The organism is Gordonia terrae (genome assembly GCF_001698225.1).
In the GTDB taxonomy this organism is placed as follows: Bacteria; Actinomycetota; Actinomycetes; order Mycobacteriales; family Mycobacteriaceae; genus Gordonia; species Gordonia terrae.
The window spans coordinates 3,975,430-3,989,271 of record NZ_CP016594.1 but is presented as its reverse complement, the minus strand read 5'-3'; the positions used below and the strand labels follow the sequence as shown (position 1 = coordinate 3,989,271).

At 67.7% G+C, this 13,842-nt stretch carries 16 protein-coding genes; 10 read left to right on the top strand and 6 right to left on the bottom strand.

From position 1 onward, the window contains the following. Window positions 1–82: 82 nt before the first annotated feature. Window positions 83–1,306 (bottom strand): acyl-CoA dehydrogenase family protein, encoded by a 1,224-nt coding sequence (locus BCM27_RS17950; protein WP_004023707.1) that lies wholly within the window; start codon window positions 1,304–1,306, stop codon window positions 83–85. 31 nt (window positions 1,307–1,337) lie between these two features. Next, on the bottom strand, window positions 1,338–2,708 hold the full coding sequence (locus BCM27_RS17945; RefSeq protein ID WP_033205693.1) for an acyl-CoA dehydrogenase family protein: 1,371 nt from the start codon (window positions 2,706–2,708) through the stop codon (window positions 1,338–1,340). 183 nt (window positions 2,709–2,891) lie between these two features. Here BCM27_RS17945 and BCM27_RS17940 point away from each other — a divergent pair, with 183 nt between their 5' ends. Then, window positions 2,892–3,350 (top strand): DUF2752 domain-containing protein, encoded by a 459-nt coding sequence (locus BCM27_RS17940; RefSeq protein ID WP_004023705.1) that lies wholly within the window; start codon window positions 2,892–2,894, stop codon window positions 3,348–3,350. Between the two features lie 49 nt (window positions 3,351–3,399). Next, window positions 3,400–4,059 (top strand): MBL fold metallo-hydrolase, encoded by a 660-nt coding sequence (locus BCM27_RS17935; RefSeq protein WP_004023704.1) that lies wholly within the window; start codon window positions 3,400–3,402, stop codon window positions 4,057–4,059. A gap of 95 nt (window positions 4,060–4,154) precedes the next feature. Here the strand turns inward: BCM27_RS17935 and BCM27_RS17930 are convergent, their stop codons facing one another. Beyond that, window positions 4,155–4,730: a TetR/AcrR family transcriptional regulator gene (locus BCM27_RS17930; RefSeq protein WP_004023703.1), complete on the bottom strand. Its 576-nt coding sequence runs from the start codon at window positions 4,728–4,730 to the stop codon at window positions 4,155–4,157. 151 nt (window positions 4,731–4,881) lie between these two features. On the opposite strand from BCM27_RS17930, the gene BCM27_RS17925 reads away from it, so the two are divergent. Next, complete coding sequence (locus BCM27_RS17925) at window positions 4,882–6,579, top strand: nitroreductase family deazaflavin-dependent oxidoreductase (RefSeq protein WP_004023702.1); 1,698 nt, start codon at window positions 4,882–4,884, stop codon at window positions 6,577–6,579. A 6-nt stretch (window positions 6,580–6,585) separates the two neighbouring features. Here the strand turns inward: BCM27_RS17925 and hisN are convergent, their stop codons facing one another. Continuing rightward, on the bottom strand, window positions 6,586–7,389 hold the full coding sequence (gene hisN, locus BCM27_RS17920) for a histidinol-phosphatase (protein WP_033205649.1): 804 nt from the start codon (window positions 7,387–7,389) through the stop codon (window positions 6,586–6,588). A 19-nt stretch (window positions 7,390–7,408) separates the two neighbouring features. Here hisN and BCM27_RS17915 point away from each other — a divergent pair, with 19 nt between their 5' ends. The 7 genes from BCM27_RS17915 to smpB all read left to right on the top strand — a co-directional run bounded on the left by BCM27_RS17915 (window position 7,409) and on the right by smpB (window position 12,778). Continuing rightward, window positions 7,409–7,801, top strand: coding sequence for a hypothetical protein (locus BCM27_RS17915; RefSeq protein WP_004023700.1), 393 nt, complete (start codon window positions 7,409–7,411; stop codon window positions 7,799–7,801). Window positions 7,802–7,847: 46 nt separating this feature from the next. Then, window positions 7,848–8,963 carry a peptide chain release factor 2 gene (gene prfB / locus BCM27_RS17910; protein ID WP_004023699.1) on the top strand — a complete coding sequence of 372 codons (1,116 nt, stop codon included), beginning with the start codon at window positions 7,848–7,850 and terminating at the stop codon, window positions 8,961–8,963. Next, on the top strand, window positions 8,960–9,916 hold the full coding sequence (locus BCM27_RS17905; RefSeq protein ID WP_004023698.1) for a mechanosensitive ion channel family protein: 957 nt from the start codon (window positions 8,960–8,962) through the stop codon (window positions 9,914–9,916). The genes prfB and BCM27_RS17905 overlap by 4 nt, the downstream gene beginning before the upstream one ends. After that, complete coding sequence (locus tag BCM27_RS17900; RefSeq protein ID WP_004023697.1) at window positions 9,916–10,485, top strand: Rv3103c transmembrane domain-containing protein; 570 nt, start codon at window positions 9,916–9,918, stop codon at window positions 10,483–10,485. Before BCM27_RS17905 ends, BCM27_RS17900 begins: the two co-directional genes overlap by 1 nt. A 91-nt stretch (window positions 10,486–10,576) precedes the next feature. Continuing rightward, complete coding sequence (gene ftsE, locus BCM27_RS17895; RefSeq protein ID WP_004023696.1) at window positions 10,577–11,263, top strand: cell division ATP-binding protein FtsE; 687 nt, start codon at window positions 10,577–10,579, stop codon at window positions 11,261–11,263. Window positions 11,264–11,317: 54 nt separating this feature from the next. Then, the gene (gene ftsX / locus BCM27_RS17890) at window positions 11,318–12,226 is read left to right on the top strand and encodes a permease-like cell division protein FtsX (RefSeq protein ID WP_004023695.1); all 909 of its coding nucleotides are present in this window, start codon (window positions 11,318–11,320) and stop codon (window positions 12,224–12,226) included. A 75-nt stretch (window positions 12,227–12,301) separates the two neighbouring features. Further along, window positions 12,302–12,778 carry an SsrA-binding protein SmpB gene (smpB, locus tag BCM27_RS17885; RefSeq protein ID WP_004023694.1) on the top strand — a complete coding sequence of 159 codons (477 nt, stop codon included), beginning with the start codon at window positions 12,302–12,304 and terminating at the stop codon, window positions 12,776–12,778. Between the two features lies 1 nt (window position 12,779). Here smpB and BCM27_RS17880 read toward each other — a convergent pair whose 3' ends face one another. Both BCM27_RS17880 and BCM27_RS17875 read right to left on the bottom strand, forming a co-directional pair. Then, window positions 12,780–13,331, bottom strand: coding sequence for a hypothetical protein (locus BCM27_RS17880; RefSeq protein ID WP_051987181.1), 552 nt, complete (start codon window positions 13,329–13,331; stop codon window positions 12,780–12,782). Window positions 13,332–13,475: 144 nt separating this feature from the next. After that, on the bottom strand, window positions 13,476–13,832 hold the full coding sequence (locus BCM27_RS17875) for a hypothetical protein (RefSeq protein WP_004023692.1): 357 nt from the start codon (window positions 13,830–13,832) through the stop codon (window positions 13,476–13,478). Between the last annotated feature and the right edge of the window lie 10 nt (window positions 13,833–13,842).

Below are 13,842 nucleotides of genomic sequence, written 5' to 3'. Positions count from 1 at the left end.
CCCACCAACGACTCGGCCCACCAACGACTCGGCCCCGCAACGGAAACTCCGTGGCGGGGCCGAGAGGCGTTGGGTCAGGCGATCACTTGAGCTCGGCGCTGCTCTTGTTCAGCACACGCCGCGCGATGATCAGGTTCTGGATCTGCTGGGTCCCCTCGAAGATGTCGAGGATCTTGGAGTCACGCGCCCACTTCTCGACGAGGAGCCGCTCCGAGTAGCCGAGGGTGCCGGTCAGTTCGACGACCTTGTTGGTGACGTCGGTGGCGGTGCGTCCGGCCTTGGCCTTCGACATCGACGCCTCGGTGGAGTTCGGCTGCTTGTTGTCGGCCATCCACGCGGCCCGCATCGTGTGGAGGTAGGCGGCCTCGAAATCGGCTTCCATGCGCAGGAATTCGGCCGCGGCAGCGTGCTGGTCGGCGGCGGGGCGATCGTAATCGACCTCGATGCCGGCCTCGTCGAGGATCCGGCGCAACTCCTCGAGAGCCGCCCGGGTCACACCCACCGCCATACCCGCCACCAGGGGACGGGTGTTGTCGAAGGTCTGCATGACCCCGCCGAACCCCTTCTTGGTGTCCACCTCGGGTGAACCGAGCAGGTTCTCCTTGGGGATGCGGCAGTTCTCGAAGCGGATCGCGGCGGTGTCGGAGACCTTGATGCCGAGCTTGTGCTCGAGACGTTCGACTGTGACGCCCGGATGCGTCCGCGGGACCACGAAACTCTTGATGGCGGCGCGGCCGGCGCTCTTGTCGACGGTCGCCCAGACGACGATGTGGGTGGCGCGCGACCCGGCGGTCACGTAGATCTTCTCGCCGTTGATGACGTACTCGTCACCGTCGAGAGTGGCGGTGGTCGAGACGGCGGCCGAATCGGAGCCGAAGCCGGGTTCGGTGATGGCCATGGCCGCCCACACCTTGCCGAAGCGTTCGAGCTGCTCGTCGGTGGACACGGCGGCGATCGCCGAGTTGCCGAGACCCTGATACGGGATGCTCAGCATGAGTCCGACGTCGCCCCAGGACGTTTCGATGACGTTGACGACGGACTGCATGTTGCCGCCGTTGACCACGGCGCCCTCGGCCCGGGGCTTCTCCTTCTTCTGCTGACTACGACCGCCGTCCGCGCCCGCACCGGCCTGGCCGGTCTCGGACAGACCGTCGTACAGGCTTGCGAGAGTGTCGAGTTCGACGGGGTAGTCGTGCTCGCGGAGGTCGTACTTGCGCGAGATGGGCCGGAAGATCTCGGCCGCCGCCTGGTGTGCCTGATCGACGGTGACGCGCAGCTTCTTCGGGAGTTCGAGATTGATGCTCATGAGAGGTTCTTTCGCTACGTCGGAGGGCTGGTCAGAGGACGACGATGCCTTCGCCGATGCCGGCGCCGCGGAGGTCGCGGTACCAGCGCTCGACGGGGTGCTCCTTGGTGAACCCGTGGCCGCCCAGTAGCTGGACGCCGTCGAGACCGATCTGCAGTCCCTTGTCGATGGTCAGCTTGCGAGCCAGTGCGGCTTCGCGGGCGAAGGACAGGCCCTGCTCGGCGCGGGCGGCGCCACGCAGCGTGACGAGGCGGATCGAGTCGACCTCGGTGGCCATCGTGGCGACCATGAAGGCCACCGCCTGGCGGTTGGAGATCGGCTCGCCGAAGGCCTCACGCTCGTTGACGTAGGGGATGACGTAGTCGAGGACGGCGCGTGCGGTGCCGGCGGCCAGCGCCGACCAGCCGAGGCGCGAGAGGCGCACGACATCGCGGTATGCGGCCGCCGCGGCATCGCCCTCACCGGCGACGATGGCGGATGCGGGGACGGCGACGTCCTGCAGCAGCAGACGACCCATACCCGCCGCCCGCACGCCCATCCCGGGATCGGCCTCGACGATGAGTCCGTTGGTGTCGGACTCGACGATGAACAGCGCGGGCTTGCCGTCGAGCTGCGCGCCGACGAGGAACAGTTCCGACGATCCGGCGGCCGGGACGAACGACTTGACGCCGTTCAGCCGGAATCCGCTTGGTACGCGAGTTGCCTTGGTGCTCAACGCGAACGCGTCGAAGAGGGGGCGCGGTTCGGCGATGACGACCGCCGACTGCGGCACGTTCTCGCCGGCGAAGTCGGGTAGGTAGGTGCGCTGTTGCTCGTCGGTGCCGAAGTTGGTGAGCGTGGTGGCGACACCGCTCGGCGCGAGGAGGGGGAGCGCGAGTCCCATGTCGCCGTAGGCCATCGCCTCGGCGACCAGTGCGTTGGTCACCACACCACGCTCGGACGCGGCGCCGTCGAACTCCTCGGGGACGTTGATCATCGTGATGCCGAGCTCGGCCGAGCGTGCGACGAGCTCCTCGGGCGCTGCTGCCGCGGCGTCGGCGTCGTGGGCCGCCGGGCGCAGGAGTTCGGTGGCGAACTCCTTCACCGTCTCGGCGATCATCTGCTGCTCGTCGTCGGGCGTCAGGTTGAAGTAGTCCTTCGGCGCGCTGGTGAGCCGCTTGGCCTGGCCGGACCCGCCGCCCTGGGCTGCCTTGAAGGCGCGGTTCGCCGCACCCAGGGTCTGGAACCCGGTCTTGGTGCCCTGGTAGGCGATGCGGTTGATCGGTTCGCGGATGTTGTACTTCTCGGCGAACTCCGAGCCCGTCACCGTGGTCAGGACGCGCATCGCGGTGCCGATGAAGTTGCGCGGGTGCGGGTTGCGGCCGACTGCGGAGGTGTCGCGCGGTTCGGTGTGAGTTGTCATGATCACCAGCCGTTTCTTTCCAGTCGCCCCGGTCGGGGTCTCTGCGTGGATCCACCGGAGTGGGTGGACAGGGTCGATGCGACCGATCTTACTCGGTAGTAAGTCCCAACCTTACTTTGGAGTAAGAAGTTTGTCACGCACTTGTCCGACACCGCCTGCCCGCCCACCCGCTAGGCTGGCCGCATGACCCTCGATCACCGCCGCGAACAGGGCTTATCGGCCACTCAGGTGGTGGGTGCGACAACCGTCGCGGTGGCCGGCGCGGCCGCACTCGGTGCCGCCTGCGTGTTCACCCCGGGCGGTGTCGACAACGGGCCGCAGCTCTGCCCGTTCGCGGTGATGACCGGCCTTCCGTGTCCCGGCTGTGGCCTCACTCGTAGCTGGGTGGCGCTCATGCACGGCGACGTCGGGTCGGCGTTCACGTTCAATGTGTTCGGACCGGTGTTCCTGGTGCTGACCGCCGTGACCGTGGTGACCGCGACCCTCACCCTGGTGCGCCGTCGCGGGGCGCCGCTGTCCACGTGGCGCGACCTCGTACTCGGCCCGGTCGGTGCCGTTCTGCTGGGAGTGTGGCTCACCTACGGTGTCGTGCGCATTCTCGACGCTGCGTTCGGTTGGGGAGTCTTCCCGATCGTCGTGTGAGCGAGCGTTTGTCCGACCATGCCGCCGTGTGAACGTGCACAGTGGACATATGCAGATCACCCACTTCGGCCATTCCTGTCTGCTCGTCGAGATCGACGGGACCAAGGTGCTCTTCGATCCGGGGAACTTCTCGCACGGGTTCGACGGCATCAGCGGCCTCGACGCCATTCTGATCACCCATCAGCATCCCGACCATTGCGACGTCGCGAAGCTGCCCGATCTCGTCGCGGCCAACCCCGACGCGATCCTGTACGCCGATCCGCAGACGACGAAACAGCTCAACGGCGACGCCGTGGCCGGCGAGTGGACGGCCGCCCGCAGCGGCGATCAGATCGGGATCGGTTCGCTCACCGCACGTTTCACCGGCGGCCGGCACGCGGTCATCCATCCCGAGATCCCGGTGATCGACAACGTCGCCTACGTCCTGGGTACCGCCGAGCAGCCGGGGCAGTTCATGCATCCCGGTGATTCGTTCTACATCCCGTTCGAGCAGGTGGACGTCCTCGCGCTGCCGTCGGCCGCTCCGTGGATGAAACTCAGCGAGTCGGTCGACTACCTGAGGGCGATGGCACCCCGGGTCGCGGTGCCGATCCATCAGGCGATCCTGTCCGACGCCGGTAGTGGAATCCATTACGGACGACTCGCCGACATGAAGGACGACGCGACCGAGTTCACGGTGCTGGACAAGGAACACGCCACGCAGGTGTGAGTGTCACCCCGCCCTGCTCGCTGATCCGAAAGAACCACAGACCCACTCGCAGCAGGAGGTCGCTTCGCTCGCACCTCGGGGAGCAGGAGATCGCCTCACTCGCTCCGGGTGTCGTCCGATTTCGGTCGGTGCAGGGCGACGAGCTCGTTGAGATGAGTCGCCACCTGGATCAGCGGCGTGGTGGTCTGTGCGGCCTCGGCGAGGACCACCGCACCCTCGATCGCCGCGACGATGGTGGCGGCCAGCGAAGCGGTCACGTCGGGCGCGACGCCGTCATCCAGTAACCGGCGCTCGATCAGGCCTCGCCATTCGTCGAAGACCTCGGTGGCCGCGGCCGCCGCCTCCGGTGCCGAGAGGCGGCCCAGTGCGGCGGCCACCACGGGGCACCCGCCCTCGAAGTCGGTCGCGGACAACGCTGCCGACCACATCTCGGCGAACGCCATGATCGGATCGGGCTCGGCGACGATGTCGGTGAGGAGTGCGGTGATCGTGTCGCCCACACTGCGCGTCGTCGCCGCCACCAATTCCGACTTGCCGCCCGGGAAGTTGAGGTAGATGGATCGCCGGGCGACACCACTGCTCTCGAGGATGTCCGAGATGGCGGTGCCCGCGACGCCGTGCCGTCGCATGAGATCTGCGGTCGCCTCGATCAATTGGTCGCGCGCTGCCATCGGTGCCACTCCTCGTCGTGCCGGGGCGTCGCTGGCCACCGACGCTTGCAGTATACCAAGCGGTCTACTAGGGTTCAGGGCGGTAGACCAATCGGTATACATAGCGGTCCGTCACGCGGGGGGACGCGCGATCAGTCGTAGGAGACGAAACATGACCGACACGGTGACACTGTCCGCACCCTTGACGCTTCCGTCGGGCCAGGTTCTGCCGAACCGGATCATGAAAGCGGCTCTGAGCGAGGGGCTGGGCGACGCGGACGCCGGCCCGGACGCTCGTCTGGAGCGTCTCTACTCCCGTTGGGCCGCAGGCTCTTACGGTCTCGTCATCACCGGCAACGTGATGGTCGACCGCCGGTATCTCGGGGAACCCGGGAACGTCGTGGTCGAAGACGACCGTCACCTCGACGCGCTCACGCGCTGGGCGAAGACCACCCAGGACGGTGGATCACCCATCTGGATGCAGATCAATCATCCGGGGCGGCAGGCCAATCCGCTGACGACCGAGGGGCGTGTGGTGGCCCCGTCGGCGGTCCGGTTGGCCATCCCCGGGGTGCCGACGCCTCGTGCGCTCGCCGAGGCCGAGATCGAGGACATCATCACGCGGTTCGCCACCACCGCCGCAGTGGCCGAGACCGCGGGTTTCGACGGTGTGCAGATCCACGGTGCCCACGGATACCTGCTGTCGCAGTTCCTCTCGCCGCTGGCCAACCGGCGCGAGGATCGGTGGGGCGGCTCCATCGAGAACCGGGCCCGCTTCGCCCTCGAGGTCGTCCGAGCGGTGCGCGCCGCCGTCCGGCCGGGTTTCGGTGTCGGCATCAAACTGAACTCCGCGGACTTCCAGCGCGGTGGATTCTCGGAGGAGGAGTCGCGCACCGTGATCGCGCTGCTCGCGGCGGAGGCGCTCGATCTCATCGAGATCAGCGGCGGGAGCTACGAGTCCCCCGCGATGATAGGGCGACCTGTCCAGTCGGCGAGCACGCGCGAGCGGGAGGCGTACTTCCTCGAGTACGCCGTCACCGTCCGCGAACTCGCCGCCGGGATCCCGCTGGCCGTCACCGGCGGTTTCCGCACGCACACGGCCATGGCGGCGGCGATCGCCGAGGGCGCGTGCGACATCGTCGGGATCGGCCGGCCGACGGTGACCGCGCCGACGGCGGCAAGGGACGTGATGACCGGCGACGCCGATCGTCTGACATCACAACAGCAGCGGTTGCCGCTTCCGGCCCGGTTGTCCAGCGCCGCGACGGCCCGGTCTCTGGAGGGGGCACTCGATCTCCAGTGGCACACCGACCAACTGCACCGGATGGCCGGCGGCGGAGACCCGGACCCCACCCGTGCGCTGTGGCGGACCGCGGTGACGACGGTACGGCGCAACGGGATCGGCGCGTTGCGGAGCACCCGGAACGTGACCTCGGCCGACGCCAGGGCGGTCCGGAAGTTCCGGTTCGAGCGATGGGTCGGACGCCACCTCGCCAATCCGGCTGTGGCCGTGCTCAATCGACTCGGGATCGGCACCCACCTGGCAACGGATCTGGAGACCGTCGGCCGCAGATCCGGTCTGGCTCGCACGGTTCCGGTGTCGGCCGCCTTCGACGCCGACGGCGCGTGGGTCATCAGTCAGCATGGCAAGCGCTCGGGATGGGGGATCAACATCACGGCGAATGCGACGGTGCGCATCCGCCAGGGCCGTCAGTGGCGCACGGGGACTGCGCAGTTCGTCCCCGACGACGACGTGGCCGCACGGGTGCGTTCCTTCGCGACCCGCCCCCTGTTCGCCGGTCTGACCTCGGCCGGGTTCCGCGCGCTCCAGAGTGACCCGATCTCGGTGCGGATCACCTTCACCGACTGAACGTCCTCAGGCGCGCAGGGCCTCGACGACCTCGTCGTGGAGCAGCCCGTTGCTGGCCACCGCACTACCGCCGGCGGGTCCGGGTGTGCCGTCGAGCGCGGTGAAGCGTCCGCCCGCCTCGCGCACCAGGACGTCGAGGGGTGCCAGGTCCCACAGCGAGACCTCGGGTTCGGCGGTGATGTCGACCGCGCCCTCGGCGACGAGGCAGTAGTTGAAGAAGTCGCCGTAACCGCGCACGCGCCACACCCGGTCGGTGAGGTCGACGAACCGGTCCCGCATACCGCGGTCGGCCCACCCGGACAGGCTCGAGAACGCCAGGCTCGCCGACCCGAGGTCGGCGACCCCGGACACCGACAGGCGACGCACATCTTCGTCGTCGAACCGGGCATGGGCGCCGAGACCCGTTGCCGCCCACCAGCGTCGGCGAAGGGCAGGCGCCGAGATCACGCCGACCGTCGGCACGCCGTCGATGAGAAGCGCGATCAGGGTGGCCCACACCGGGACGCCGCGCACGAAGTTCTTGGTGCCGTCGATGGGATCGACGACCCATTGCCGTCCGGACAGTGCGGCGTCGCCGCCGAACTCCTCGCCGAGAACGGTGTCGGTGGGCCGGCGCGCCGCGAGCCGTTCGCGGATCATCGTCTCGCAGGCGAGATCGGCGTCGGATACGGGTGTGAGGTCCGGCTTGTCGTCGACGCGGAGATCGACCGCCCCGAACCGGTCCATCGTCAGCGCGTCGGCGGAGTCGGCGAGTGAGAGTGCGAGTTCGACGTCGTCGCTGTACTTCGTCGGGCCGGGAGGGACGGACATGCCCGGTAGGGTAGCTGTCATGTTGCTGACCGTGACGTTCACCCTGTTGATCGCGGCACTCGTGGTGGTGCTGGTGGTTCAGTGGCAGCGCGGACGCAATCCGCAGCCGATGTCGGCGGCGAAGGCCTCCCAGTTCGTGCAGGGCACGTTCACCATCGTCGGGGTCTCCGACCGCGACGACGAGCCGATCCGGAGCGCCACCGACAAGAACGGCGACCGCTTCTGCACGATCTCCGGGACGATCGTCGGTCCCGAGACCAGCCCCACCGAGGTGTACGGGACGCTGGTGCTCGGGGCAGGGGACCCCTGGCCGCAGATCGGCGACGATCTGCCGGTTCTCTACAAGCCGAACAAGGCCGCGACGTCGTGGCGGTTCGGCGTCATGCCCGAGCCCGGCCCCGACCCACTCTGATCCTCCCGGGCGCTCCCGCGCCGGACTGTCGGTACTCTGGATAACCGTGCATCCCGACGTGACCGCAGACCTCGAATCCCTCGACGCCACCTTGACCACCGTGGAGAAGGTGCTCGACCTCGAAGAGCTGCGCCGTCGCATCGACGAGCTCGAGATGCAGGCCTCGGACCCGGACCTGTGGAACGACCAGGACCATGCCCAGAAGGTCACCAGCGAGCTGTCGCACGCGCAATCCGAACTCCGGAAGGTCTCCGAGCTGCGCCAGCGGCTCGAGGATCTCCCCGTGCTGTACGAGCTCGCCGATGCCGAAGAGGGTGACGACAAGGTCGCCGCCCTGGCCGACGCCGATGCCGAGCGCGAGAGTCTGCGGACCGACATCCAGGCGATGGAGGTCAAGACGATGCTCGCCGGCGAGTACGACTCGCGCGACGCGGTCGTCAACATCCGCTCGGGTGCCGGCGGCGTCGACGCCGCGGACTGGGCACAGATGCTGATGCGCATGTACATCCGGTGGGCCGAGCAGAAGGGGTACGGGGTCGAGGTCTACGACACGTCCTACGCCGAGGAGGCGGGCCTCAAGAGCGCGACCTTCGCGGTGAAGGCCCCGTACATGTACGGCACTCTCTCCGTCGAGCAGGGCACCCATCGACTCGTGCGCATCAGTCCGTTCGACAACCAGAGTCGGCGCCAGACGTCGTTCGCCGAGGTCGAGGTGCTGCCGGTGGTCGAGACGACCGACCACATCGACGTCGACGAGAACGACATCAAGGTCGACGTGTACCGGTCCTCCGGCCCCGGCGGGCAGTCGGTCAACACGACCGACTCCGCGGTCCGCCTCACGCACATCCCGACCGGGATCGTCGTGACGTGTCAGAACGAGAAGAGCCAGCTGCAGAACAAGGCGTCGGCGATGCGCGTCCTGCAGGCCAAACTCCTCGACCGCAAGCGGCAAGAGGAACGCGCCGAACTCGATGCCCTGAAGGGTGACGGTGGCTCGAGCTGGGGCAACCAGATGCGCTCGTACGTGCTGCACCCGTACCAGATGGTGAAGGACCTGCGGACGGGCGTCGAGGACAACAACCCCACATCCGTGCTCGACGGCGAGCTGGACAAGTTCATCGAGGCCGGGATCCGCTGGCGGATGGCGACCACCGAAGCGTGATCACCTCAGCCGCCGACCTCGTGCTGGCCGCTGCGCCGACCCCGACCGAAGTTCTGCTCGGCCGGGTCTACGTCTGGTTGGCGACGAGCGGACTCGAGATCGTCATCTGGATCCTGGGTGCCGTGCTCCTGGCCCGGCTGATCCGCTGGGGTGCCGACAAATACGCCTCGCGCGTGGATTCGCGGTTCTCGACCAGCGATCTCATCGTGCAGACCGAAGATGCGAAGCACCGACGGGCACTGGTCGACGTCGTCGCCTGGACGCTGATCGTGGTGATCGCGATCATCGTGATCATCCACGCACTGTCGGTGTTCGGCATCCCACTCAGCGGGTTGACCGGACCCACCGCGGTGATCGGCGCGGCACTCGGTTTCGGCGCGCAGCGCATCGTGCAGGACATCCTGGCCGGATTCTTCGTCGTGGCCGAGAAGCAGTACGGCTACGGCGACGTGGTCAACCTGACGGTGACGGGTAACGCGCCGGCCGAGGGCACCGTGGAGGACGTCACGCTCCGGGTGACCAAGCTGCGTACCGCCGAGGGAGAGGTCATCACCGTTCCCAACGGTCAGATCGTCAAGGCGACCAACCTCTCCAAGGATTGGGCACGCGCCGTCGTGGACGTCCCGGTCCCGTCCGAGGCCGACATCGGGATGGTCAACGAGACGCTCGATCGGGTCGGCCGTGAGTTCTACGCGTTGCCGCGCTGGCACGACCTCCTGCTCGACGCGCCGTCGTCGCTCGGCGTCACCAGCCTCGAGCTCGACGCGATCACCGTGCGCATGGTGACGCGCACCCTGCCGGGCAAACAGTTCGAGGTCGGGCGCGCGCTGCGTGTGCACATCATCCGGGCGCTGGCGCGGGAGGGGATCAACGTCCCCGCACGTGAGGTGCGGTCCGCGGGAGGTCCGCCGGCGACGCACGCCGACCAGGGCAACCGGGACGGGGGAGACTGATGGCCGACTCGAACATCCCAGGTGACACCCCGGGCCGCGACGGGCCCCACGAGGACCGAACCGCCCGACCCATCCCCGGCGCGGACGACCCCACCCAGATCATCCCGACGCAGGGCATCCCCCCGCAGGATCCGCCCCCGCAGGAGTCGCCGTCCGGATCCGACCGCAGACGGCGCATCGACTGGGGTCACATCGCGCGTACGCGGATCCGGACCAGCACAGCGATCCTCGTCGCCGTGTTCCTGGCGTGCTGTGTGCTGTACGGGTACACCTCGCAGCGCTACGGCGTCGTGGCGCCGGCGCCCGCGCGGCCCGCGCCGACGTCATCGCAGACGGTCGAACCGACCTACGAGCCGCCGCCGTCCACGACGTCGTCGACGACGAGCACCACCACCGAATCGTCGACGACCGACACCACCGGCGGTGTCGACGGCACGGACGGCACGTCGACGGACGGGACGCGGTCGCAGACGCCGAGCACCAGCCGCGAGACCATCCCCGGGCTGCCGAACATCCCTCTCCCGAATTTCGGCGGGCAGACCCCGACCACCACGGTCCCGACACGCTGACCCGGCCGGAAAACGGCTGGTCAGGCGGGTGGATGCAACGGGGTGTCGCGCCTGAACGCACTCTCAGGAGTCGTCGTTACACTGGCACATCGTGATCAAGCTGGAGAACGTCACGATGCAGTACAAGGCGTCCAGTCGACCCGCTCTGAAGGATCTGAGCCTCGAGGTCGACAAGGGGGAGTTCGCGTTTCTGATCGGTCCGTCGGGGTCGGGCAAGTCGACGTTCTTCCGACTCCTCCTCAAGGAGGACCGGCCGACGAGCGGCGAGGTCTACCTCGGCGAGTTCCACGTGAACAAACTGCGGGCAGGGTCCGTGCCGAAGCTGCGCCAGTCCATCGGATGTGTGTTCCAGGACTTCCGACTGCTTCAGAAGAAGACGGTGGCGGAGAACGTCGCCTTCGCCCTCGAAGTGATCGGACGACCGCGTTCCACCGTCCAGAAGGTGGTACCGGAAGTGCTCGAATACGTCGGCCTCGAAGGCAAGCACGACCGCATGCCCAACGAACTGTCCGGTGGTGAGATGCAGCGCGTGGCGATCGCCCGCGCCATCGTGAACCGGCCGCTGGTGCTCTTGGCCGACGAGCCCACCGGCAACCTCGACCCCGAGACCAGTGAAGAGATCGTCGACGTGCTCGATCGCGTCAACCGCCGCGGCACCACGGTGGTGATGGCCACCCACGACCGTCACATCGTCGATGCGATGCGACGACGGGTTCTCGAGTTCGACAGCGGCCAACTCGTCCGCAACGACCCGCAGGGCGTGTACGGGATCGGCTGACGCGCAGCCGGCCCCGACACACTTCCCCGAGACCCAAGGACTGTCTGAGCAGACATGCGAGCGAATTTCATCATCAGCGAAGTTCTCCACGGACTCCGCCGCAACGCGACCATGACCATCGCGATGATCATCACCACCGCGATCACACTGGGAATGTTCGGTGGTGGTCTGCTGGTGATCCAGATGGCGGACAAGAGCCAGCAGATCTTCCTCGACCGGGTGGAGATGGAGTTCTATCTCAATCCCGAGGTGACCGAGCGGGATCCGCAGTGCGAATCCGACCCGTGTGCCCAGCTGCGTCGGGGTCTCGAGAACGAGCCGGGCGTCACCTCGGTGACCTACCTGGACAAGGACGAGGCCTTCAAGCGCGCCAAGGAGATCTTCGCGAACAACCCCGACCTCGCCGAGAACATCGTGGAGGGTACGCTGCCGGCCTCCCTGCGTGTGCGGGTGTCCGACCCGAATCAGTTCGATGCGGTGCTCACCAAATACGCGGCCCGGAAGGATCTGGGAGTCGACGCCTTCAAGGACGACCGCAAACTGGTGCAGCGGATCTTCAGCGTGCTCGACGGCGTACGCAACGCGACGTTCGCGATCGCCTCGGTGCTGGCGATCGCCGCGATCCTGTTGATCATCAACACCGTTCAGGTCGCGGCCTTCACGAGACGGACCGAGGTCTCGATCATGCGCCTGGTGGGCGCCACCCGCTGGTACACGCAGTTGCCGTTCCTGCTCGAGGCGGTGGTGTCGGCCTTCGTCGGCTCGGTGTTGGCCATCGGTGGCCTGCTGCTGGCCAAGAAGTTCTTCTTCGACAACGCGTTACGCGAGTTGTACGGGGTCAGCTTCTTCGCGCGGATCGAGCTGACCGACGTGCTGTTCGTCGCCCCGTGGCTCGTGCTCGGCGGAATTGTGTTGGCCGGCGCGACCGCGTATGTCACGCTTCGTGTCTATGTCCGGGAATGATCCGTCGGTCTCGACGGTTCGGAACGTCGGTGATCTGCAACGCAGCGGTCACCATCAGAGCGAGGAGGTGAGTGCATGCCGAAGGAAAAGGGACGCAATGTGATCGCGTCCAATCGCAAGGCGCGGCACAACTACGCCATCCTCGACGTCTTCGAGGCCGGGATCGTGCTCGTGGGCACCGAGGTGAAGAGTCTCCGGGCAGGCAAGGCGTCGCTGGTCGACGCGTTCGCGACGATCGACGACGGCGAGGTGTGGCTTCATGCCCTGCACGTCGCCGAGTACGGCAACGGCTCCTGGACCAATCACTCCGTGCGGCGCAAGCGCAAACTGCTCATGCACCGGCGCGAGATCGACAACCTCGTGGGCAAGATCCGCGACGGCAATCTCACGCTGGTGCCGCTGTCGATGTACTTCAACGACGGCAAGGTGAAGGTCGAGCTCGCCCTGGCCCGCGGTAAACAGGCCCACGACAAGCGGCAGGACATCGCCAAGCGCACCGCCCAACGCGAGGTCGAGCGTGAGGTCGGGCGTCGCGTGAAGGGGATGGGGTGAGTCAGGCGCCCGTGTCGGCCTGACCCTGTTGCTGCGTCGGCGCCCCGGGCGTCGTGTTCTGACCGTCCTGCTCGTCGGGCTCGGAGTCGCTCTCACCGTCGTGGTTCTGCCTGCCCGGTAGGCCGCCCACGCCGGGCTGACCCATCTGGGGTCCAGTCATCTGGGGTCCACCCATCTGCGGGCCGCCTCCCATTCCGGGCCCGTTGCCGCCCTGCTGCCAGACGGCGGCCGGTGCGGGACGCTCGGACGTCGTGTCACCGGTGATGTAGCCGGCCCCGAAACCCAGCGCGCCCGCGACGATGGCCAGTCCGGCTGCGCCGGCGATCAGGGCCGAGCGCGCCGGCGCGGTTTTCGGCGCAACCGGGTGGGATTCGGCGGGCATGTGGTGGGCGGCGGAGCCGTTCGCGTCGACGGAGTCATGGGGGTTCGCTCCCGGCGTCGGCGTCGGCGTCGGGCTGATCGGCGTGGTCGCGGCGTCGTCAGATGGGTCGGGCGCCTGCGGGTTGGGGGAGGCGCGGTCGGGTTCGTGCTCGCCGGGGGTCGGGGAGGTCATGTCGGTCTCGCTCTCGTCGGTCGGCCGAGTCCGTCCTCGGCTCACGAGGTCTCCACGATCCCGGTGGCGCCTGGGCCGGGCCTGGCGGGCAGCTGTGAATGAGCTGGCAGCTCGACGACTCCGCCATTGCGAGGGATTTCGTCGTCACGCGGCGCGATCGACGCTGGTCCACTCCGTCCGGTGCATGGTCGACACGACGGCTCTGGGGCGGTACGTGCGCTCGTAGCGCTCGATGTCGGTTCGCCGGAGGAGCGGTGTCAGTGGATCAGCGGACACGATGTCGCCGCCGGAGATCCGCGACCGGCGGCTGAGCTTTGATTGATGCCGGAAGCACGCGACAGACGTGATCAGGAAGACGGCCATGGCGGCGCCGAACGGCCATGCGGGCGCGGCGGAGCCGCCGGCCAGTGCCATCACGAACAACCCGAGGAACAGAAATCCGAGAAGCAGGATCAGATATCCGGTGAAAGCCACAGATGTCGATCGAGGTGTGTCGTGCATGAAGGAGTCC

Coding starts and splice junctions, on each gene's coding strand:
- BCM27_RS17950 (WP_004023707.1), bottom strand. CDS start 1,306: ATGAGCATCAATCTCGAACTCCCGAAGAAGCTGCGCGTCACCGTCGAT.
- BCM27_RS17945 (WP_033205693.1), bottom strand. CDS start 2,708: ATGACAACTCACACCGAACCGCGCGACACCTCCGCAGTCGGCCGCAAC.
- BCM27_RS17940 (WP_004023705.1), top strand. CDS start 2,892: ATGACCCTCGATCACCGCCGCGAACAGGGCTTATCGGCCACTCAGGTG.
- BCM27_RS17935 (WP_004023704.1), top strand. CDS start 3,400: ATGCAGATCACCCACTTCGGCCATTCCTGTCTGCTCGTCGAGATCGAC.
- BCM27_RS17930 (WP_004023703.1), bottom strand. CDS start 4,730: ATGGCAGCGCGCGACCAATTGATCGAGGCGACCGCAGATCTCATGCGA.
- BCM27_RS17925 (WP_004023702.1), top strand. CDS start 4,882: ATGACCGACACGGTGACACTGTCCGCACCCTTGACGCTTCCGTCGGGC.
- hisN (WP_033205649.1), bottom strand. CDS start 7,389: ATGTCCGTCCCTCCCGGCCCGACGAAGTACAGCGACGACGTCGAACTC.
- BCM27_RS17915 (WP_004023700.1), top strand. CDS start 7,409: ATGTTGCTGACCGTGACGTTCACCCTGTTGATCGCGGCACTCGTGGTG.
- BCM27_RS17900 (WP_004023697.1), top strand. CDS start 9,916: ATGGCCGACTCGAACATCCCAGGTGACACCCCGGGCCGCGACGGGCCC.
- ftsX (WP_004023695.1), top strand. CDS start 11,318: ATGCGAGCGAATTTCATCATCAGCGAAGTTCTCCACGGACTCCGCCGC.
- smpB (WP_004023694.1), top strand. CDS start 12,302: ATGCCGAAGGAAAAGGGACGCAATGTGATCGCGTCCAATCGCAAGGCG.
- BCM27_RS17880 (WP_051987181.1), bottom strand. CDS start 13,331: ATGACCTCCCCGACCCCCGGCGAGCACGAACCCGACCGCGCCTCCCCC.
- BCM27_RS17875 (WP_004023692.1), bottom strand. CDS start 13,832: ATGCACGACACACCTCGATCGACATCTGTGGCTTTCACCGGATATCTG.